The following is a 21,085-nucleotide window of genomic DNA, read 5'->3' as shown; positions in this document are numbered from 1 at the left end:
GCCGGGTCTCGGCATCGAGGTCAATGAAGAGAAGGTGCGGGAGATGGCGAAGGTCGGTCATCGCTGGCGCAATCCGGTGTGGCGTCACGCGGATGGCAGCGTCGCCGAATGGTAATGCGTTGAACCCCGTGCTTTAACTTGCGCGCGCGCGTCACGGCAACCCGACGCGCGCGCGGTCGCGCTGACGCAACATCCAGCCCCGTCCGGCTCTAACAGACGCTTCAGCCCCTCAGCGATTTCGCCTCACTCCCAGCAGCGCTCTCTCGCCCACGCTTCTGAACCGTTTGTTCGGTATCGGACATACGCATGGCTGCCTCCTTGCTGAAATGCATGCAAACGACACATGCGACGGGGAGCACCATGGGCGAATTCCTTCCTAACTATCTGATCCGCGAACAGGCGGCGGTCGGCGCGCTGGTCTCATTCGGCGTGCTGCGCGTGATCGGCGCGTGGCTCGCCTACGAGCGCGGATGGCATATCTCGCTGGTCGGCAAATGCTTTATCGCCGCCGCGGTGCTGTACTGCCTGCCGCAGATTTTCGATTTGCTCACGCAACTGACCAGTTCACGCGCGGCCGGCGCCGAACTCGAAGGCAAAGCCGCCGGTTGTGCGATCGCGCTATTCTGCGCACCGATCTTGGGCCACCGGCTCGGCTATGAATGAGCGGACCTCGAGCGAGGCCTTGGGTGATGTTCGTGGAGACGCTGCAACGTGCGCGCCCGCGCCCGCTCGTGGCCTGATGAGCAGTAACGGATGCGCTGGCCTCAGCCAGGCGACCGTGTGTATTGCGCCGCACGTTGCTGACAGTGCGGCGCTTTTTTATGCGGCGAGTTGTTGCCGCTGAGATATCGAGAATAAAGCGTGCTGGCCACGTCCGAGCGCCCGCCGCCCTACCGCGAGGCGACGCCGGGCGTTCAGCCGAGCGCCGCGAATGCCGGCACGCTATGCGACAGCGCGGCGGCGGTGACGAACACGCCGATCATCACGAGCGCTTCCAGATACAGCACGTTGACGAACGTGTGCGCATCCATCGTCGACGCGGTGCGGCGCAGGCGCGGCAGCGCCGACATGCGGTTCAGCCCGCCGAGCACGAGCGCGAGCGCGACCAGCACCAGCTTGAGCGTCAGCACATGCCCCCAGGTGCTCGCCTGGATCGCTTCGAACGAGCCGCCCGAGCCGCGCACCGCGTTGAAGACACCCGACAGCAGCACGAGCATGACCGCGACGATCGACACGTTCGACACCTGGATCGCGGTGCGAATCAGCATGCCCCGCGCGGTCGACGCGCCGAGCGCCGGCAACACCGCCAAGCCCGAGGCCATCGCGAGGCCGCCCCACACGCTCGTCGCCAGCACGTGCAGCGTCTGCATGCCGATCGCCGCGGACGCGAGGCCCGCATCGGCCGCATGTCCGAGCGATGCCTTGCCGGCCGCGATGGCGAGCACCGCGAGCCACAGCAATGCGTTGCGCAACATGCCGGTGCGATGGCTGAGCGCGGTACCGAGCAGCACGAGCGCGCCGCCGAACGCGACGCTCCAGCCGTGACCGACGTGGGTTTGCGTCAACACGGTCGGCACCATGCCGAATGCCGCGGGCAGCGCGACGCCGCTCATCGACGCGCTCTGATACAGCAGCCAGCCGAGGTCCGCGAGCACCAGCACGAGCGTGGCCGCGAGCATCGAGCGCTGCGCCCTGATCCAGCCGGGTCGCGCGGGCGACACGCTTTGCCGTGCGTCATTGGCCAGCCACGCGGCGAGCAGCGCCGAACCCACGGCGAACCCGAACGCGACATTCATGAGCGCGGCCATCGCGACCTGCCCGATCCACAATGCGTCCAGGTTCATTTGACGTTGAACGCGAAGTCGCCTTGCGTACGATGACCGTCGGTGGCCACCGCGACCCAGTGCACCGCATAGCGGCCGGCGTCCAGTTGCGCAAGCGCGGCGCGCATCAAGCGGGCATCGTGGCTATCGACCGTCGATGCCGCCGCCAGCGCGGACTTGCCGCTCGCATCCAGCACAGTGATCTTGCTGAAGGCTGGCTCCAGCGGCTCGGTGAAATGGATCGTCACTTCGGTGGGCGCGACGGCGTCCGCATTCGCGGCCGGCGTGCTGGAGATCAGATGCGCATGCGCGAGCGCGCTCGACGACACCATCAGCGCGACGGCGCCGGACATCAGCGCACGCAGCGCCGCAGAGGAAAAATCGAATAGCTTCATGTAAGGCCGATAGCGGATGGAAACGAACCGGGATGAACCGGCAAGGGCTGGACGCGAGGCGCGCGTCGCCCGGACGGTCTCCGGCGAGCCCGGAAGTGTACGCTTCGATGGCCCGCGCGCGCATGCGTTCAAGCTGCTTTGTCGAATCGAGGGCGGCGTGGCTCGACGCTGCACCGTGTGACACACTGTCGCACGGCGCTGACACACGAGACCGCGTCGAATGCGTCAAATGGTCACCGTGACCCTTCGATGATAGAATGCTGCGTCGCCGCAGCGACGGCTGTCGTTCACACCGAGCCGCTCGAAGTTCGGTCAGGTCCCCGATTCTGATGGAGTTACGCGTGTCTTCAAGACGCCTCTTCCGCCCGTTGTTTGCCTTTCTGCTGATCGGCTCCGCGGGTGTCTACAGCGCAGCGCAAGCGCAGACCCAACCGAAGGCCCCCGACACGATGGAAGCGCGCGTGCAAGGCTGCACCGCCTGCCACGGCTCGCATGGGCAAGGTACCGACAACGACTACTTCCCGCGCCTCGCGGGCAAACCGGCGGAATATCTGTTCAATCAGTTGCAGAACTTCCGTGAAGGGCGCCGCAAGTACCCGCCGATGAACTACCTCGTCACGTATCTCTCGGACGACTATCTCCATCAGATCGCCACGTTCTTCTCGCAGCAGCGCCCGCCGTATCCCACGCCGGCCAAGCCGACGGTATCGGCCGCAACGCTGCAGCGCGGCGCGCAGATCGTGCTGCACGGCGACACGTCGAAACAGGTTCCCGCGTGCGCGGCCTGCCACGGCAAGGCACTGACCGGCATGGAACCGGCTATCCCGGGCCTGGTCGGCCTGCACTCGGACTACATCAGCGCGCAGCTCGGCGCATGGCGCTCGGGCACACGCCGTGCAATCGCCCCCGACTGCATGCACACGATCGCCACGCGTCTGTCCGACGAGGACGTGAACGCCGTCGCCGCCTGGCTCTCCACGCAGCAGGCTCCGCAAAACCCCGTGCCGGCTCCGGCCCGCTCGTTGAAGACTCCGCTAGCCTGCGGCAGCGAACCGCAATAAGGCGCCGGGAGAAACCCACAAATGAAACGCAAGTCATTGTTCGCCCTCTCGGCAGTCGTCGTCGTTGCGGCCGCCGCACTCGTTCCCGTCCTGTGGTCGGGCGGCGACCACCTGCACAGCAGCGGCGCGGCCGTCGCGGCAACGCCCGCCGACCAGGCCGACCTGATCAAGAAGGGCGAGTACCTCGCCCGCGCCGGCGACTGTATCGCGTGCCACACGGTGCGCGGCGGCAAGCCGTTCGCCGGCGGTCTGCCGATGGCCACGCCGTTCGGCACGATGTTCACGCCGAACATCACGCCGGACGACCAGTACGGCATCGGCAAGTGGACCGCCGACGACTTCTATCGCGCGATCCACACCGGCCGCTCGAAGGACGGCAGCCTGCTCTATCCGGGCTTCCCGTTCACGAGCTACACGAAGGTCACGCGCGCCGATTCGGACGCGATCTATGCGTATATGCGGTCGGTCGCGCCGGTCAACGTGCCGAGCCGTCCGCACGAACTGAAATTCCCGTTCAACCAGCGCAACATGCTGATCGGCTGGCGCACGCTGTTCTTCCGTGAAGGCGAGTTCAAGCCGGATCCGACCAAGTCGGTCGAATGGAACCGCGGCGCGTACCTGGTCGAAGGCCTCGGCCACTGCGGCATGTGCCACACGTCGATCAACGCGATGGGCGGTCCGGTCAGCTCGGCGGCGTTCGCGGGCGGTTTGATTCCGTTGCAGAACTGGTATGCGCCGTCGCTGACGTCGAACCGCGAAGCGGGCCTCGGCGACTGGGATCTGAAGGACATCGCCGACCTGCTGAAAACCGGCGTGTCGAACCGCGGCGCGGTGTTCGGTCCGATGGCCGAAGTGGTTCACAACAGCCTGCAGTATCTGTCGGCCGAAGACATCAACGCGATGGCGACGTACCTGAAGACGATCCCGCAGAAGAAGGAAGCACCGGAGCCGATGCAGCTCGAGACCTCCGAAAAGTTCGGCGGCGAACTGTTGCAGCAAGGTCAGAAGATCTACGCTGACAACTGCGCGAAGTGCCACGCGGAAAACGGTCTCGGCCAGCCGCCGGCGTTCCCACCGCTCGCGAACAACCAGTCGATCCAGATGCCGTCGGCGGTCAACCCGATCCGCATGGTGTTGAATGGCGGCTACCCGCCGAGCACGGAAGCGAACCCGCATCCGTACGGCATGCCGCCGTTCGCGCAAGCACTGTCGAATCAGGAAGTCGCGGCGGTCGTGACGTACATCCGTATGTCCTGGGGCAACCACGGCACCGCCGTGTCGCCACAGCAAGTGTCCGATCTGCGTTCGGCGCCGCTCGACTGACCGGCGTTCGATGCACCCCAGGCGCGGCCTGCGGATATCGCAGCCGCGCCTTCGTTTTTTCAGGACCGGTATCATGTGGGGCCGCGAGCGTATGCGGTCGCTCTCGTGAGACCGCGCAGGAGGAATGAGCCGTGCCTGTCGGTGAGCGTTTTAACAGCATGACCCATCTGGTCGGCGCGGTGCTGTCAGTGGCGGGGATGGCGACACTCGTCACGATGGGCGCGCTGGCCGGCGACGCGTACAAGGTGGTCAGCTTCAGCGTGTACGGTGCGATGCTGTTCATGCTGTACGCGATCTCGACGCTCTATCACAGCGTCAGCCATCCGCGCCTGAAGGCGGTTCTGCAGAAATGCGATCATTCGGCGATCTACCTGCTGATCGCCGGCAGCTACACGCCGTTCACGCTGGTGACGTTGCGCGGGCCGTGGGGCTGGTCGCTGTTTGGCGTAAGCTGGGGGCTCGCCGCCCTTGGCATCGTGCAGGAACTCACGCTCGGGCGACGCACCCGCAGCGTGTCGATGGTGCTGTATGTGCTGATGGGATGGCTTGCGCTCGTAGCCATCCACCCGTTGCTGCATGCGTTACCGGCAGCGGGTGCCGCTTGGCTCGTGGCCGGCGGCGTCATTTATAGCGTCGGCATCTACTTCTTCATCAACGACGAGCGCATCCGCCACGGACATGGTATCTGGCATCTGTTCGTACTGGCGGGCAGTCTGTGTCAATTCGTCAGTGTCGCGCGCTACGTCGCGTGACATTCCACGGCGACGAACTGCAACTTAAGGCCAGTCAACGTGTCTGCATAGCGCGTTGAAACATTCGGCACAGGTCTGAGCGTGCCGCCGATTTCTCCGTGAACGGAACCGGGCTCGGCTTCGAATGCGCGATTGAGCGTGTCGATGCCGCTTCGGTTTGCCGCGCCTGGGTACGTCGTGCCCGTGTGCGCGTTCGCGAAACTGCATTGCAAAGAGCTTTTATGTCTTTTGATTCCCTCGGCTTGTCCGAACCGCTGGTCCGTGCCGTGCACGAACTGGGCTACACCTCCCCGACTCCTATCCAGACTCAGGCGATTCCGGCCGTGCTCAACGGTGGCGATCTGCTCGCCGGCGCGCAAACCGGCACCGGCAAGACCGCCGGCTTCACGCTGCCGATCCTGCAGCGCCTGAATGCAATGCCGCCGGCCGCCGGTGGCAAGCGCGTGGTGCGCGCGCTGATCCTCACGCCGACGCGTGAACTCGCCGCCCAGGTCGAAGAAAGCGTGCGCGGGTACGGCAAATATCTGAAGCTGAAGTCGACCGTGATGTTCGGCGGCGTCGGCATCAACCCGCAGATCAGCGTGCTCAAGAGCGGTGTCGACATCGTCGTCGCGACGCCGGGCCGACTGCTCGATCACATGCAGCAGAAGACCATCGATTTGTCGCATCTCGAGATTCTCGTGCTCGACGAAGCGGACCGCATGCTCGACATGGGCTTTATCCACGACATCAAGCGCGTGCTCGCGAAGCTGCCGCCCAAGCGTCAGAACCTGCTGTTCTCGGCGACCTTCTCCGACGAGATCAAGGCGCTCGCCGACAACCTGCTCGACTCGCCGGCGCTGATCGAAGTCGCGCGCCGCAATACGACGGCGGAATCCGTCGCGCAAAAGATTCACCCGGTCGATCGCGACCGCAAGCGCGAACTGCTCACGCATCTGATCCGCCAGCACAACTGGTTTCAGGTGCTCGTGTTCACGCGCACCAAGCACGGCGCGAACCGTCTCGCCGAACAATTGACGAAGGACGGCATCAGCGCGCTCGCGATTCACGGCAACAAGAGCCAGTCGGCGCGTACCCGCGCGCTTGCCGAGTTCAAGGACGGCACGATGCAGGTATTGGTCGCGACCGATATCGCGGCGCGCGGCATCGATATCGATCAACTGCCGCACGTGGTCAACTTCGACCTGCCGAACGTGCCGGAAGACTATGTGCATCGTATCGGCCGCACCGGCCGCGCGGGCGCGACCGGCGAAGCGGTGTCGCTCGTGTGTGTCGACGAATTGCAGTTGCTCAAGGACATCGAGAAGCTGATCAAGCGCCCCATTGCGCAGGAAGTGATCGCCGGTTTCGAGCCGGACCCGACGGCGAAGCCGGAGCCGATCCTGCGACGCAGCCAGGGCGGCGGCGGTGCACGCTCGCCGCGTCAGGGACAAGCTGGCGGACGGCGCGAGGGGGCCACTGCGGGGGCCGCTTCAGCGAAGCCGTCGCAAGGCGCGGGACAACGCGCAAAGCAGGGGTCCGCGCAGGGCGCGGGGCAAAACGCCAATCCGCGCTCCGCTCAACGTCCGTCGAACGGTCAGCAAGCGCCGCGGCCGCAAGCTGCTGCTGCGAAGCCGGCGGGCAACGATGGGCAGCCGCGCCGCGACGGCCAACGCCACGACGACCGTCCGCGCGCCGCGGTACATGACGGTGGCGCCACGCATCACGCGCCGCGCAAACCGCAAGGCAATCGCTCGCACAACAGCAATCCGGGCGCGTTGCTCGGCGCTGGCGCAAAGCCGCACAGCGATGCGCCGCGCGGACGGCAATCGCGCAACGGCGAACGCAGCCGTTAAGCGGTCTTGCCAGCGTCGCTGGCTTGGCGGGCTCCGCCTCGCGGCCGTCGGTTCTGTCTTGCTCGAAGAACTAACGGCTTAGCGCGGCGGCGGCCCGCTTCAAATGCTCGAGCTGCCGTTCCCACCGCTCGAGCACCGCACTCCCCTCTCCTTGCAGTTCGAACGTGATGCCGCCGGTCAGGCGCGCATAACGCACGCTCTGCGCTTCCCCCGCGTCGATCGAACCGGTCAGATAGACGAGACCGGTGTCATCGCCGGGCGCACACGGCAACGGCAGGACACGCAGCTGCACCTGATAGAACGCCGCGTCGCAAACGAAGCTCAACGCCGCGCGGGCGTTCTGCGCGATCGCGCGCGTCGCCCTCGCCTGCGGCCACAACGCGATGCACAGCGTGCGTGAATCGGGCGCATAGAGTTCGCCGAGGCTCAGCAGCGACGTACGCACGTGGCCGTCGGTATCGACGGTCAGCAGCGACGCGGTAAAGCCCGTCTTGTCCGCGAGCGACGACCCGTCGAACAGCGCGCGCAGGTTGGCTGGCCATTCATCGAATACGTTCTGTTCGAGCGGACGCGCTGGCGCGGAAGCGGGTGAGGCGGCAGAGGAGTCGGTCATACGGTCGGTCCGGTTGATGAAGCAGGCAACGCGTATTCATGCGTCGAAAGAAGCCAGGCCCGCATTGGCGGGCCTGGCTTGTCAGATCGTTGTTCGAGTGTACGGCGGATTCATCGCGAATCCATCGCCGGGTCAGCGAAAGAAAACATGCTGCGTGATCTTCGCGAGCGGGTAATGCACGCCCGGCTGAATCCGCGCCGGCAGATCGAGCGGCTTGAGCAGCATCTTCACGCACATGTCGGCGGACAGATTGCGTCGCACCAGCGTATTGATACGCGCCGCGCGCTCGCGGTTGTAGGCGCCGTCGTGCACGCGTTCCGGATAGCGGACCGCGAACACATGCCGCAACGCGATCTCGGAATCCTCGTTCTTGATCTCGATCACGCGACGCATCAGCGCGCCGAGCACCGCGAGCCGGCCATTGCCCTCGATTCTGTTGTACTTCTTGAAGTACTTGAGAAAGTGCTTGTAGTGGCGCACTTCGTCGGTGCGGATGTTGTCGGTGATCTCCTTGAGCACCGGTTCATCCGAACATTCGCCGATCGCACGATAAAGCGTCGCCGTGCCGGTTTCGACCACGCAGCGCGCGACCATTTCGAGCGCGCGGGTCTTTTCGAAGTCTTCGACCGAGCAGGTGAGCGAATACTCGGCCATGAAACTGCGAAACGCGGTATCCCAGTCGAATTCGGGCCACACGTAACCGATATACGTCTTCAGCGCGCGGCCATGCTGCATTTCCTCGGGCTCCCACTCCTGGTTGAGCCAGGCCGACACCTCGGGATCGCCGTTGAAAAATGTACTGAGATTGCTGGTGTAGAGATCGGTGCCGCTTTCGATAAACGAAGCCGCGCACAGCAACAGCAGCAGGTCTTCGTTCGCGGCAGCCTTCTGCCGGTCAATGCGGGTGAGGTCGATGTCCTCGATCCGCCAGGGCAGGACATGGTTCAGCTCTGTGTGCATCGTGTCTTGCTCCAATGCTGTACCGGCCGGCGCAGGCTGCTCTCTGCCGCCCCGCGCGTGGTCGCCGCGGTGTTTCGCCGTGCCGGATACAACGCCGTGAATTAGAGTTGGGACCTCGTACTCTGCATGTTAGCCGGAGTTATCCGGTCATGCAGAATACACAGCACAGACCGTGCCGAACCTTTGCAGTTCCAGTCAAAGATAGTGCAAATCTTTCGGCGAATTAAAGCGGCGTGCGAATAACGAAAAAAGCCAGCTCGATGAGCTGGCTTTGGGTCCGGGCGGCAAGCCGATGAACTGAACCGCGGTGCGTCGAATCCATCCTGGCAGCCGCTGCGATCCTCCGCGGCGCCCAGCGCTCAGGCGGTCTGCATGCGGGCTTGCGCGACACGCACGCGGCGCATGCGCACCGCGACGATGATCAGCGAGATGCCCGACAACACCGCCGCAAGCAGCACGTAATAACTCGGTGCGAGTTTGTCGCCGGTCAGATGGATGAAAGTTTCGACGATGGTCGGCGCAAAGCCGCCGAAGAGTGTCACGCCGATGCTGTAGCCGATCGAAAGACCGGTGGAGCGCACCTGGGTCGGGAAGATTTCCGACATCAGCGCCGGCATCGGGCCCGAGTAAGCCGCCTTGAACAGCCCGGCGACACCTTGCAGCAGCAGCAGCCAGCCGATCGTCGGATGCGTCTGCAGCCACGCGAACATCGGATAGATCAGTACGCCCATCAGGATCGACGTGGTCAGCATGATGCGAATCCGGCCGATGCGATCGGATAGCGCGCCCATCACCGGCGAGAAGACGAACTGCATGCCGCCGTTGAGCACCACCACGCCAAACGACGCGGCAGCGGCCATATGCAGCTGCTTGACCGCGTAGAGCGGCATATAAAGCTGCAGCACGTACACGCCAACCGTGGACTGCGCGACGATACCAATCGCGAGCAGCAGGTTGACCCACTGTTTCGAGAACGACGCATCTTTCGATTCGTCCACGCCGTTGCGCTCAGCGGCCGCCTCGCGAGCCGCGCGTTCCTGCTGCATCGCGAGGAACTCCGGCGTTTCGTCCAGATGCGAGCGGATGTAATAGCCGACCGGGCCGACCAGCAGCCCGAACACGAACGGCACGCGCCAGCCCCAGCTATTCAGATGCTCGGCCGGCAGCCAGGCGGTCAGCAGCGACCCGAAAGTCGCTGCGGTGATCGCGGCGAGCCCCTGGCTCGCGAACTGCCAGCTCGCGTAATAGCCGCGCCGCGACGCGCTGTGCTCGACCATGAACGCGGTCGCGCTGCCGAACTCGCCGCCCACCGCGAAGCCCTGAATGAGCCGCGCGAGCAGTACCAGCAGCGGCGCCGCCAGACCGATCGACGAAAACGGCGGCATCACCGCCATCGTGAAGGTGCCGATCATCATCAGTGCGATCGCGAGCGTGAGCGCCGCCTTGCGGCCCTTGCGGTCGCCGTACACACCGAGCACGATCGCGCCCAGCGGGCGCATCAGGAACGAGATGCCGAAGGTGGCGATCGCGAGCAGCGTCGACAGCCATTCGTCGTGCATCGGGAAGAACTGCTTGGCGATGATCGTTGCGAAATAGCCGTAGACCAGGAAGTCGAACCACTCGAGCGCGTTACCGACCGACGACGAAAAAACGATCCGCCGCACCACCGCTTTGGAAAGCGGCGGCGCCGAGGGAGGAGGCGAAGCGCTCGCGGGTGTGGACGCGGGGGTTTGCATAGGGTCTCCTGCTTGGTCCGGGTGCGTGATACGTGAAGCGGGCCACTGTCATTCGTGAAGCGCCGCGCGTGGCGGCAAAGGCGGCGCTCGCGGCCCCTGCCGCTCAGCCAGGCGTTGAACGGCCGCGGGCCGGCGCGGCGTACCGGGCGCCGCGCATCACGTTGCAATGACGAATGTCGATCTGGACTGCGGGCCGGCGCTCAGAACCCAGCGGCGAGACCATCGCGACGGCTGTCGCTCGCCGCAACGTAACCACGCTCCGGCTCGTTGCGATCGAGCTTCCAGATGTACTGGCCAGAGCCGAAGTCCATGTAGGGATCGTCGACCGACTTGATCGTGTGGCCGAGCTTCTGCAATGCGTCGGCGGTCTTCGGATCGAGCGTCGATTCGATGTCGATCGTGAAGTCGCGGTTGACCTTCCAGCGCGGCGCGTCGCACGCGGCCTGCGGCTGCTGGCCGTAGTCGAGCATCCGCACGATGGATTGCAGATGGCCTTGCGGCTGCATGTCGCCGCCCATCACGCCGAAGCTCATCACCGCTTCCTGCTGGCCGTTCACCTGCTGCGTGAGGAACGCCGGGATGATCGTGTGGAACGGGCGCTTGCCGCCTTCCACCACGTTCGGCGAGTTCGGGTCCATCGAGAATCCGCAGCCGCGGTTTTGCATCGCGATGCCGCTGTCCGGCACCACGATGCCCGAGCCGAAGCCCATGTAGTTCGACTGGATGAAGCTCACCATCATGCCGCGCTCGTCCGCCACCGACATGTAGATCGTGCCGCCCGCCTTCGGCATGCCGAAGTCGAACTGCGTCGCGCGTTTGTGGTCGATCAGCTTCGCGCGCGACGTGAGGTACGCGTCGTCGAGCATCTGCTCGGGCGTGACGTCCATCGAGCGCGGGTCGGCGACGTAACGGTAGACGTCGGCGAACGCCAGCTTCATCGCTTCGATCTGCAGGTGCTGCGACTCGACGTTGTCGACCGCCAACTCCTTCACGTCGAATTTTTCGAGGATGCCGAGCGCGATCAGCGCCGCGATGCCCTGCCCGTTCGGCGGAATCTCATGCACCGTGTGACCGCGATACTCCTTGCCGATCGGCTCGACCCAGTCAGCCCGATAGTTGCGCAAATCGTCGAGCGTCAGCGCCGCGCCGCCTTCACGGGCAAACGCCGCGATCTGCTCGGCGATCTCGCCTTCGTAGTACGCGCGCGGGCCTTGCTCGGCGAGCTTGCGCAGCGTCTTCGCATGACCGGGGAAGCGCACCAGTTCGCTCACTTCGGGCGCGCGGCCGCGCGGCATAAAGGTTTGCGCGAAGCCAGGCTGGTCTTTGAGGTCCGGGATGGCGGCCGCCCATTTGTACGCGACGATGCTCGCCACCGCGTGGCCGCGCTCGGCGATCTCGATGGCCGGCTCCATCAGGTCGGCGAACGGCAGCGTGCCGAACTTCTGATGCAGCGCTTCCCAACCGGCGATCACGCCGGGCACCGTGACCGCGTCCCAGCCTCGCTTGGGCTGCTTCGCTAGACCGTTCTCCTCGCCGTACTTGCGTTTGAAGTAGTCGACATTCCAGGCCGCCGGCGACACGCCCGATGCATTCAGGCCATGCAGCTTCTTGCCGTCCCACACGAGCGCGAACGCGTCACCGCCGAGGCCGCACGACACCGGCTCGACCAGCGTAATCACGGCGGCCGCCGCGATGGCGGCATCGACGGCATTGCCGCCTTTCCACAGCATGCGCAGCCCGGCTTGCGCGGCGAGCGGATGCGAAGTCGAAACGATGTTCCGCGCGAATACGGGCAGACGCGGCGTCGGATAGGGGTTTTGCCAATTGAAGCGAGTCATGTCGAACACTCTCGAAAGCGGGAGCCGGCGCGGAAGGTCGCCGGACATCATCGGAAAAGTTGTAATGCAACTGAAGCGCGGAACCCCGGATTGCAGCGCGAACGCGGCTAAAAAACAAATTCATTTATCAAATGAATAAATGCGCGATCTGCCTGAATGAACGTTCGACCGGGAAGTCCGCCATAGCAATCGCGCTAGTTGGCGGGCAACGCGCGCGCTGGTTTTACGATAGCCGCAATCGGCCGGGGCCGTGGCGGCGCTTGCATCACCGTTTCGGCCGCGAACTGCAACGTCTAAATCGCCACGTAGTTCGGCGGATAGTCGCTCGATCTTCGCCGAGCGCGGCAGACGTTCTCCGCCATGCTGCGGCGCACTCGAAACCTCAAGTGAAATCAAGGATCTGCCCGCCGCCCCGGACCGCCGCTCAGGCGTCCAATTGTCAAAGGGAAAATTTGCGGGGCCCGGGTTGGCGTTTAATTGGCGGTCGCCTACACTCCAATTCCCCGCCGTGCATGGTGCGTTTCGCGGCGTGCCGGTCGCGTGATCTGTCGTGTAAGCCGTACTTCCCGCCCTGATCCGTTAGCGGAACCAATCCGGCCTGGCCGGTGCCCTCCGGGGCTGTCCGCGATTGCCTGACATGGAGAGAACGATGCTGAGTCCGCATGAATTCGCCACGTTGTTGCTCGTGAAAGACGCCCCCAATCAGGTCGATATGGACCGTGAAGAACTCGATGCCTTACTCGAGCGCCAGTTGGTGCAACTGGAACGCCTCGCATCGGGCAATGAACAATGGCGTGTGACCGAAACCGGCGACGACGCATTGCGGGCCATCAAGCGTTTTTCCTAAGGCTTTTCCGACGTCGCCCGCAGCGCTGCCGCGCGGTGTGTGGCTGGTGCCCGCCAGGCGCGGCGCGCCGGCTTCGCGCGCGGCCTGCGCTGGCTGTGCGTGCCGCGCGATTCGATGCGCGCGACAGCGGGCCGCGTTCGCGGCCCGCTGTTCTGCGAGAGTCGTCATCGCAGCAACGATAGGTGCTCAACCGGCGCGCAAGGTCGGATCGACCCGCGCGCGCCAGCTGATCGCGTTCGCACGCTGCTCGGCAAAAAACTCGACCCACTGATTGCGCACCTTCGGATCGCTGCTAGTCGCCTCGCTTGCGTGGCGTTGCGCGATCGACGCCTGGAACGCGCAAAAATCCTCTTTCGACAGCCGGCCGCGCCGGGTCGCCACATACGCGTCGAAAAACGTCGCATAGACGGACTGCGCGTCGTGGCCGTAGTCGACCGTCTGCGGCGAGCACATCTGCTGTAACGCGTCGAACGACGGCGCGCCCGCCGTTCCTTCCAGGCTCGGCGAGCTCACGCATCCGGCCAGAACCGCCGCGGCGGCGATCATCAAAAGTCCACGCATTCATCACCTCGAAATGGCTGTTGCCGAGAGTATCGTCCGTGCTCGCGGGTTGCGCCACTCCTGTCGCCGTCCGGACAGGTCCGCATCGGTTCAGGCGAACTTTACTTTTTCGAATATGTTCATTTAAGTTGGACCGCGCCACCGCCACCGCCACCGCCGCCGCCGCCGATGCCCGCCGCCCGCTGCCCGCATGCCTGCCGGCCGACCGACCGGCCGAACACCCGCCGCCGATCTTCGCTGGACGACGCCGGCATGCACCATCAAACTATGGCAGCCCGCTTACAACAACATGCCGCTCCGATCGCCGGCCCACATCCCGACGATCCGCAACATCCATGGAGAAGAGACGATGCAGGATCAGTACGTCCTCGCGCTGGACCAAGGGACCACCAGCTCGCGCGCGATGCTGTTCGACCGGCACGGCAACGTCGTGTCGACCGCGCAGAAGGAATTCGAGCAGATCTACCCGCAGCCGGGCTGGGTCGAGCACGATCCGCGGGAAATCTGGTCGACCCAGGCTGGCGTTGCCGCCGAGGCCGTCACGCGTGCCGGGTTGAACGGCACGTCGATCGCCGCGATCGGCATCACCAATCAACGCGAAACCACGATCGTGTGGGATCGCAAAACCGGCCAGCCGGTCTACAACGCGATCGTCTGGCAGGATCGCCGCACCGCCGACTTCTGCGACGAGTTGAAGGCCCAGGGGCTCGAAGCGAGCGTGCGTGCGAAAACCGGCCTGCCGGTCGATTCGTATTTCTCGGCCACCAAAATCCGCTGGATTCTCGAGAACGTCGAAGGCGCGCGCGAAAAAGCGCGCGCGGGCCGGCTCGCGTTCGGCACCGTCGACAGCTGGTTGATGTGGAATTTCACCAAAGGCGCGCTGCACATCACCGACGTGACCAACGCATCGCGCACGATGCTTTTCAACATCCATACGCTGAAGTGGGACGACGAACTGCTCGCCGCGCTCGACATCCCGCGCAGCATGTTGCCGGACGTGCGGCCGTCCTCGGAGGTTTACGGGCCGAGCGTGACGACCGTGTTCGCGTCGAACATTCCGCTTGCGGGCATCGCCGGCGATCAGCACGCCGCGCTCTTCGGCCAGATGTGCACCGAGTCGGGCATGGTGAAGAACACCTACGGCACCGGCTGCTTTCTCGTGATGAACACCGGCAGCAAGCCGATCGAATCGCGCAACAATCTGGTCACGACGATCGCCTGGCAGATCGGCGACAGAATCGACTACGCGCTCGAGGGCAGCATCTTCATCGGCGGCGCGGTCGTGCAGTGGCTGCGCGACGGCTTGGGCATCATCAGGAACGCTGCGGAGATCGAAACGCTTGCGCGCGGGGTGCCGCACTGCGACGGCGTGTATGTCGTGCCCGCGTTCGCAGGCCTGGGTGCACCGCACTGGAATGCGCGCGCGCGCGGCACGCTGTTCGGGCTCACGCGGGGCACGACGTCCGCGCACATCGCGCGCGCCGCGCTCGATTCGATCGCGTATCAATCGCTCGACGTGTTGAAGGCGATGGAAGCCGATTCGGGCATTCGCATCGGCGAATTGCGGGTGGACGGCGGCGCCTGCGCGAACGATCTGTTGATGCAGTTCCAGGCCGACATCCTCGGCGTGGACACAGTGCGCCCGCGGATATCGGAGACCACCGCGCTGGGCGCGGCCTATCTCGCCGGCCTCGCGGTCGGCTACTGGCAGGACATCGACGAACTGCAAAGTCAATGGAAACTCGAACACCGCTTTACGCCGGCGCTGCCGCATGCGCAGGTGCAGGCTTGCCTCGATGGATGGCAACGTGCGGTCCACGCGGCCAAGGCGTGGGCGGATATGCACTGACGCATTGAACCCGCACGGAGCACCCGCCCCCCAAACCAGCGTCCGAAACGCCCGTATGATGACGCTTTCCACCGCGGTGCGCGGGGTGGCAACCGCAGCGCCCGCGCGCATCCCGCTCACCGTTTTTCAGGCATGATCGACCACCTCATCTGTGACTGCGACGGCGTGCTCGTCGACAGCGAAGTCATCGCCGATCGCGTGATGTTGGAAACGCTGACGGCCACCTTCCCCGGCCTCGATTTCGCCCCGATCGTCAAAACCGCCTTCGGCCAGCAAACCTCGCGTTTTCTCGCGAGCATCGAGCAGCAGTTCGACATTACGCTGCCCGCCGGCTTCTTCGATACGATCGAACACCACGTCGAACTCGAACTGGCCGCGTCGTTGAGCCCGGTCAATGGCGTGCGCGACGCGCTGCAACGTGTGACGCTGCCCGCCGCGGTCGTATCGAATAGCCGCATCGCGCGCGTCACCGCATCGGTGCGGCGCGCGGGCTTGCAGCAGATTTTTGGCGAGCGGATTTTCAGCGCCCAGCAGGTCGCGCGGCCCAAGCCCTATCCCGATGTGTATCTATTCGCGGCAAACACGCTCGGCGTCGAGCCGACCCGCTGCGTCGTCGTCGAGGACAGCGTCGCAGGACTGAACGCGGCGCGCGCGGCGGGCATGAAGACGATCGCATTCGTCGGCGCGAGCCATATTCCCGACGGCTACGCGGACGCGCTTCGCGGGATGGGCATCACGCGCATCATGAAGCACATGGACGAATTGCCGGGGCTCGTCGAGGCGGGCGTGCGCGGGGAATTCGGCGACGTGCAGTCGTAGGGATTTTCCGAGGCGTTTGCATATGCGTATGCGTTGGCGTTGACCCGACACGCAGTAGCCGCGAAAAAAGCCGCTTCTCAAGCCTCGACCGCCGCGCGCTCGCGCGCCTGCGCGAGCGCCTCGCGAAACGCCACCAGCTCGGCAATCGTCAGCAACGGCAGCTTGTGTCGCGCGGCGAAGCGCTCGACATCCGCGCCGCGCGTCATCGTGCCGTCCGCATTCATCAGTTCGCACAGCACGCCAGCCGGCGCGAGACCCGCGAGGATCGCGAGATCGACCGTGCCTTCGGTATGGCCGCGCCGCGCGAGCACACCGCCAGGCACGGCGCGCAGCGGGAACACGTGGCCCGGACGCACGATGTCCGCGGGCTTCGCGGTGTCGGCGATCGCGGCGCGAATCGTCGTCACGCGATCGAGTGCGGACACGCCGGTCGTCACGCCCTCGCGCGCTTCGATCGACACGGTGAACGCGGTGCCATGACGGCTTTCGTTGTTGACGGCCATCGGCGGCAATTCCAGCGCGCGGATCTTGTCGTCGGTCAGGCACAGGCACACGATGCCGCTGCATTCGCGGATCAGCAGCGCCATCGTTTCGACCGACAGACGCTCGGCCGACACGATCAGATCGGCTTCGTTCTCACGATCATGGTCGTCCTGCAGCACGACCGCGCGGCCGTCGCGCATGGCCTGCAAGGCGGCGGCAATACGCGGCGGCACGGGTTCGGTGGCAAGCAACGGGAGATCGGCGAATGCATCTTCGGCAATCGTCGACGGGGCGGGAAAAGCAGCAATAGACATGATCGAAACGCTCATCGCAAAAGTTGGGCGAGAAACGTTTCAGGGCATTGCAAACAGACTCGAACGCACCGCTGGTCGCCGCAAGAAAGCGGCGCTCACGCACCGCCTGAACGACCGGCGATGTCACGGCACGCAGATGACTATCTGCACATCTTCTTTCATCCGGACTATGACCGTCGGCTCTGGCTTCTGACCAGATCTGCTGACCCCGCGGCGGCCTTCGCTACGGCGAAGACCACCCGATGCGGGCGCTCGCGGGCTTGCCGGCTTCGCGCTGTCGCGCTTGCCGGCCTACCGCCGGTGGGGAATCTCACCCCGCCCTGAAGACGCACTGATTGCCGGATTTACCGGCCGGCAAAGCATACGACAAGCGCGCCGCGCGCGCAGCGCGGCGGGTAAAGACCCTACTGACGGCTGGGCCTGTCATCCGGGCGCGCTTTCGCTCGCCGCCTGATCGCGCGCCCCGTCCGGCGCCGGCACCTCCCAGCGCGGCGGCGTCTCGGCCGGCAGCGTCACGCGAAACGCGCGCGCTTCGGTGTCGCCAGGATTGCGCAGACTATGCGGCTGGTCCGCGTCGAACACGATCGCATCGCCGGTCGCTAGCAACTGACGCTGATCCTGCACGCTGACTTCGAGCGTGCCATCGCTGACCACGAGATTGACCGTCGTGCCCGGCGCGCGCCGGATGCCCGTCTCGGTATGCAGCGGCGCAATGCGCAGTTCGTGAAACTCGGCGGCGGCCGGTTCGTCGTCGGGATAAAGGGGCCGCGCCGAATAACGGCCGTTTGCGCTGACCAGGCGCGCCGAGCGGTCCGCCGGCAAGTGCTCGAAGCCGTTGTTCGCATGACGCCGCAAAAACGCCGCCACCGATACTTTCAGCGCCGCGGCCACCTTGCGCAGCACCTTGATCGACGGCACGCTACGCGCCGATTCGATCTGCGCGAGCATCGCGCGCGATACGCCGGACGCGCGAGCCAGCGCGTCGAGCGACAACTGCCGTTCGGCGCGCAGCCGGGCCAGGTTCACGCCGACCAGTTGCTCGAGCGCATCGAACGATTGCGGCGAACGCGCTACCGCGTCCGTATCGACATCGGCCGAGGGGTCGCGAACCAGCGCTAGCGGAGAATGCATCGTGGGCTCCAGAGCGCCGACGGCCGGCGCCAAAGCAGTGAGTGGAGGCAAGATAGCATCGGCTTACGCGCCGCCCAACGAAGTTATCTTCACACTGTTATCAGCATCGCGGAGGCAAGCAACTGACGCGCGCTGCGCAACCGGCATGACCCGCGCATCCGTGCTCGCCGCGAGCCACGCAAGCAGCGGCGCGCGGACCGCCAGCAGAGGATCGTGTCGCGATCGGACACGAGCTGGAATCAGGTTAAACATGGTGTTTTGCAAGCCGTCACGAACCGGGCCATCCGCAAGACAGGCGCCCAAACCCCCGCTCGACGAAGGGCTATAATCTCAAGTTGCGCCGCAAAAGACGCTTGCACGCCGGCCCAGTACGCCGCGCTGCCCCGCCACGCGGCCCCCTTCACCCTCTATCACGCCCCCAGATTAACCACTGCGACCGGCGAAATTCGATGACCAAGAAAGTTTACGTAAAGACCTTTGGCTGCCAGATGAACGAGTACGACTCCGACAAAATGGTCGACGTGCTCGGTGCCGCTGAAGGACTCGTTAAAACCGACACGCCGGAAGACGCCGACGTGATCCTGTTCAACACCTGCTCGGTGCGCGAAAAAGCGCAGGAAAAAGTCTTCTCCGACCTCGGCCGCGTACGCGAGCTGAAGGACGCGAATCCCAATCTGATCATCGGCGTCGGTGGCTGCGTCGCCAGCCAGGAAGGCGCATCGATCGTCGCGCGCGCACCGTACGTCGACCTGGTGTTCGGTCCGCAAACGCTGCACCGCCTGCCGCAGATGATCGACGCGCGCCGCGCGAGCGGCCGCGCGCAGGTCGACATCACGTTCCCCGAAATCGAGAAGTTCGATCACCTGCCGCCGGCGCGCGTCGACGGTCCGAGTGCATTCGTGTCGATCATGGAAGGCTGCAGCAAGTACTGCAGCTACTGCGTGGTGCCGTACACGCGCGGCGAGGAAGTGTCGCGTCCGCTCGACGACGTGCTGACCGAAATCGCCGGCCTCGCCGACCAGGGCGTGCGCGAAGTCACGCTGCTTGGCCAGAACGTCAATGCGTACCGTGGCGCGTTGAGCGCGGGCGCGGCCGAGATCGCCGATTTCGCGACGCTGATCGAATACGTCGCCGACATTCCGGGCATCGAACGGATTCGCTACACGACCTCGCATCCGAAAGAATTCACGCAGCGCCTGATCGATACGTACGCGAAGGTGCCGAAGCTCGTGAGCCACCTGCATCTGCCGGTGCAGCACGGCTCCGACCGCATCCTGATGGCGATGAAGCGCGGCTACACGGTGCTCGAATACAAGTCCGTGATCCGCCGTCTGCGCGCGATCCGCCCGGACCTGTCGCTGTCGACGGACATGATCGTCGGCTTTCCCGGCGAGACCGACGAAGACTTCGACAAGATGATGGCGCTCGTCGACGAGATGAAGTACGACACCAGCTTCTCGTTCATCTACAGCCCGCGCCCCGGCACCCCCGCCGCGAATCTGCACGACGACACGCCGCGTGAAGTGAAGCTCAAACGCTTGCAGCATCTGCAGGCGACGATCGAAGAGAACGTGCAGCGCATCAGCAATGCGATGGTCGGCAACGTCGAACAGATTCTGGTCGAGCGCCGCGCGCGCAAGGACCCGAACGAGCTCGCCGGCCGCACCGGGAACAACCGCGTGGTTAACTTTCCGGCACCGCTCGCGTCGCACGCGCGGCTGATCGGCCAGATGGTCGACGTGAAGATCGTGCACGCGTACCCGCATTCGCTGCGTGGCGAACTCGTGATGGTTCACGACGACAGCTCCGCGGCGACGCATTGAGCGCGAGCTCCCAGCAGACTCAGCAAGCACACAGGCCAGAACCCGCATACCGCAACCGACAGGATCGACTCATCGCCTTGAAGACCACTCAGCCGCATCTGGAATTCACCGCACCGCGCGACGACAACGCGCGGCTCGCCAACCTCTGCGGACCGCTCGACGAAAATCTGCGGCAGATCGAGCAGGCGCTCGATGTGACCTTGCAGCGTCGCGGCCATCGCATCACGATCCGCGGGCGCGGCGCGAAGCTTGCGCTGACCGCGCTCGAAAACTTCTACAACAATGCGCGCGAGCCGCTGTCGGTCGACGACATCCAGCTCGCGCTCGTCGAAGTGCGCCACCCGGCGCGCCATCGCCCGAACGGCAACGGCAATGGGAATGGCGACGGCGATGAAGCCGCCGACCCGCGCTTCACCGGCAACCCCGACCATCCGTTCGACCAGCCCGCCGGCGCCGACGCGTCCGACGACGACTTCGAGGAATACGGCCCGAAGCTGTACACGCGGCGCGCGGACTTGCGCGGCCGTACGCCGGCGCAGCGCGAGTACCTGAAGCAGATCATCTCGCACGACGTCACGTTCGGCGTCGGCCCCGCCGGCACCGGCAAGACCTACCTCGCGGTGGCCTGCGCGGTCGATGCGCTCGAGCGCGACCAGGTCAAGCGGATCGTGCTCACGCGCCCCGCGGTCGAAGCGGGCGAGCGACTCGGTTTTCTGCCCGGCGATCTTGCGCAGAAGGTCGATCCGTATTTGCGCCCGCTCTACGACGCGCTGTACGACCTGCTCGGTTTCGACAAGACCGCCAAGATGTTCGAGCGGCAGATGATCGAAATCGCGCCGCTCGCGTACATGCGCGGCCGCACGCTGAACCACGCGTTCATCATCCTCGACGAGGCACAGAACACCACGCCCGAACAGATGAA

Annotated in this window: 19 protein-coding genes and 1 riboswitch; of the genes, 10 read left to right on the top strand and 9 right to left on the bottom strand. The window is 65.0% G+C overall.

The genetic code is table 11. The features are described 5' to 3' along the window. Nucleotides 1-360 precede the first annotated feature (360 nt). Nucleotides 361-663: a hypothetical protein gene (locus tag VGH68_RS17685; protein WP_331604954.1), complete on the top strand. Its 303-nt coding sequence runs from the start codon at nt 361-363 to the stop codon at nt 661-663. 251 nt (nt 664-914) lie between these two features. Here VGH68_RS17685 and VGH68_RS17680 read toward each other — a convergent pair whose 3' ends face one another. Further along, nucleotides 915-1,844, bottom strand: a complete 930-nt coding sequence (locus VGH68_RS17680) for a CopD family protein (protein ID WP_331604953.1) — start codon at nt 1,842-1,844, stop codon at nt 915-917. After that, complete coding sequence (copC, locus tag VGH68_RS17675) at nt 1,841-2,218, bottom strand: copper homeostasis periplasmic binding protein CopC (protein ID WP_331604952.1); 378 nt, start codon at nt 2,216-2,218, stop codon at nt 1,841-1,843. The genes VGH68_RS17680 and copC overlap by 4 nt, the downstream gene beginning before the upstream one ends. A gap of 329 nt (nt 2,219-2,547) precedes the next feature. On the opposite strand from copC, the gene VGH68_RS17670 reads away from it, so the two are divergent. From VGH68_RS17670 to VGH68_RS17655, 4 genes are all read left to right on the top strand, one after another. Continuing rightward, nucleotides 2,548-3,279, top strand: coding sequence for a c-type cytochrome (locus tag VGH68_RS17670; protein ID WP_331604951.1), 732 nt, complete (start codon nt 2,548-2,550; stop codon nt 3,277-3,279). Between the two features lie 21 nt (nt 3,280-3,300). Beyond that, a complete protein-coding gene (locus VGH68_RS17665) occupies nt 3,301-4,602 on the top strand; it encodes a cytochrome c (RefSeq protein ID WP_331604950.1) in 1,302 nt (433 codons plus the stop codon). Nucleotides 4,603-4,733: 131 nt separating this feature from the next. Continuing rightward, nucleotides 4,734-5,354, top strand: a complete 621-nt coding sequence (trhA, locus tag VGH68_RS17660) for a PAQR family membrane homeostasis protein TrhA (RefSeq protein ID WP_331604949.1) — start codon at nt 4,734-4,736, stop codon at nt 5,352-5,354. A gap of 221 nt (nt 5,355-5,575) precedes the next feature. Beyond that, nucleotides 5,576-7,189 (top strand): DEAD/DEAH box helicase, encoded by a 1,614-nt coding sequence (locus tag VGH68_RS17655; protein ID WP_331604948.1) that lies wholly within the window; start codon nt 5,576-5,578, stop codon nt 7,187-7,189. A gap of 70 nt (nt 7,190-7,259) precedes the next feature. Here the strand turns inward: VGH68_RS17655 and VGH68_RS17650 are convergent, their stop codons facing one another. The 4 genes from VGH68_RS17650 to VGH68_RS17635 form a co-directional block, all read right to left on the bottom strand. After that, a complete protein-coding gene (locus VGH68_RS17650) occupies nt 7,260-7,802 on the bottom strand; it encodes a hypothetical protein (protein WP_331604947.1) in 543 nt (180 codons plus the stop codon). 132 nt (nt 7,803-7,934) lie between these two features. After that, on the bottom strand, nt 7,935-8,762 hold the full coding sequence (locus VGH68_RS17645) for a ferritin-like domain-containing protein (RefSeq protein WP_331604946.1): 828 nt from the start codon (nt 8,760-8,762) through the stop codon (nt 7,935-7,937). Nucleotides 8,763-9,121: 359 nt separating this feature from the next. Further along, on the bottom strand, nt 9,122-10,498 hold the full coding sequence (locus VGH68_RS17640; RefSeq protein ID WP_331604945.1) for an MFS transporter: 1,377 nt from the start codon (nt 10,496-10,498) through the stop codon (nt 9,122-9,124). Nucleotides 10,499-10,698: 200 nt separating this feature from the next. Further along, nucleotides 10,699-12,336, bottom strand: coding sequence for a gamma-glutamyltransferase family protein (locus VGH68_RS17635; RefSeq protein WP_331604944.1), 1,638 nt, complete (start codon nt 12,334-12,336; stop codon nt 10,699-10,701). A gap of 649 nt (nt 12,337-12,985) precedes the next feature. Here VGH68_RS17635 and VGH68_RS17630 point away from each other — a divergent pair. Beyond that, nucleotides 12,986-13,183 (top strand): hypothetical protein, encoded by a 198-nt coding sequence (locus VGH68_RS17630; RefSeq protein ID WP_331604943.1) that lies wholly within the window; start codon nt 12,986-12,988, stop codon nt 13,181-13,183. A 186-nt stretch (nt 13,184-13,369) separates the two neighbouring features. Here VGH68_RS17630 and VGH68_RS17625 read toward each other — a convergent pair whose 3' ends face one another. Beyond that, entirely contained in the window at nt 13,370-13,744 is a 375-nt protein-coding gene (locus VGH68_RS17625; protein WP_331604942.1) for a hypothetical protein, read from the bottom strand. Nucleotides 13,745-14,093: 349 nt separating this feature from the next. Between VGH68_RS17625 and glpK the strand changes: the two genes are divergently transcribed. Both glpK and VGH68_RS17615 read left to right on the top strand, forming a co-directional pair. Beyond that, a complete protein-coding gene (gene glpK, locus VGH68_RS17620; protein ID WP_331604941.1) occupies nt 14,094-15,593 on the top strand; it encodes a glycerol kinase GlpK in 1,500 nt (499 codons plus the stop codon). A 132-nt stretch (nt 15,594-15,725) separates the two neighbouring features. After that, nucleotides 15,726-16,412, top strand: a complete 687-nt coding sequence (locus VGH68_RS17615) for an HAD family hydrolase (protein WP_331604940.1) — start codon at nt 15,726-15,728, stop codon at nt 16,410-16,412. Nucleotides 16,413-16,489: 77 nt separating this feature from the next. Here VGH68_RS17615 and ribB read toward each other — a convergent pair whose 3' ends face one another. Both ribB and VGH68_RS17605 read right to left on the bottom strand, forming a co-directional pair. Beyond that, nucleotides 16,490-17,209, bottom strand: a complete 720-nt coding sequence (ribB, locus tag VGH68_RS17610) for a 3,4-dihydroxy-2-butanone-4-phosphate synthase (RefSeq protein WP_331604939.1) — start codon at nt 17,207-17,209, stop codon at nt 16,490-16,492. A 146-nt stretch (nt 17,210-17,355) separates the two neighbouring features. Continuing rightward, a riboswitch (FMN riboswitch) is annotated at nt 17,356-17,541 on the bottom strand. A gap of 91 nt (nt 17,542-17,632) precedes the next feature. After that, complete coding sequence (locus VGH68_RS17605) at nt 17,633-18,340, bottom strand: XRE family transcriptional regulator (protein ID WP_331604938.1); 708 nt, start codon at nt 18,338-18,340, stop codon at nt 17,633-17,635. A 449-nt stretch (nt 18,341-18,789) separates the two neighbouring features. Between VGH68_RS17605 and miaB the strand changes: the two genes are divergently transcribed. Together miaB and VGH68_RS17595 are read left to right on the top strand one after the other, a co-directional pair. Next, nucleotides 18,790-20,163 carry a tRNA (N6-isopentenyl adenosine(37)-C2)-methylthiotransferase MiaB gene (gene miaB / locus VGH68_RS17600; protein WP_331604937.1) on the top strand — a complete coding sequence of 458 codons (1,374 nt, stop codon included), beginning with the start codon at nt 18,790-18,792 and terminating at the stop codon, nt 20,161-20,163. A 77-nt stretch (nt 20,164-20,240) separates the two neighbouring features. Continuing rightward, nucleotides 20,241-21,085 (top strand): PhoH family protein (locus VGH68_RS17595; protein WP_331604936.1); only part of this gene is annotated, 845 nt, incomplete at its 3' end.

Source organism: Paraburkholderia sp. (assembly GCF_036488505.1).
GTDB lineage: Bacteria > Pseudomonadota > Gammaproteobacteria > Burkholderiales > Burkholderiaceae > Paraburkholderia.
The sequence above is the reverse complement of the archived record's forward strand: the minus strand, read 5'-3'. Positions and strand labels throughout refer to the sequence as shown.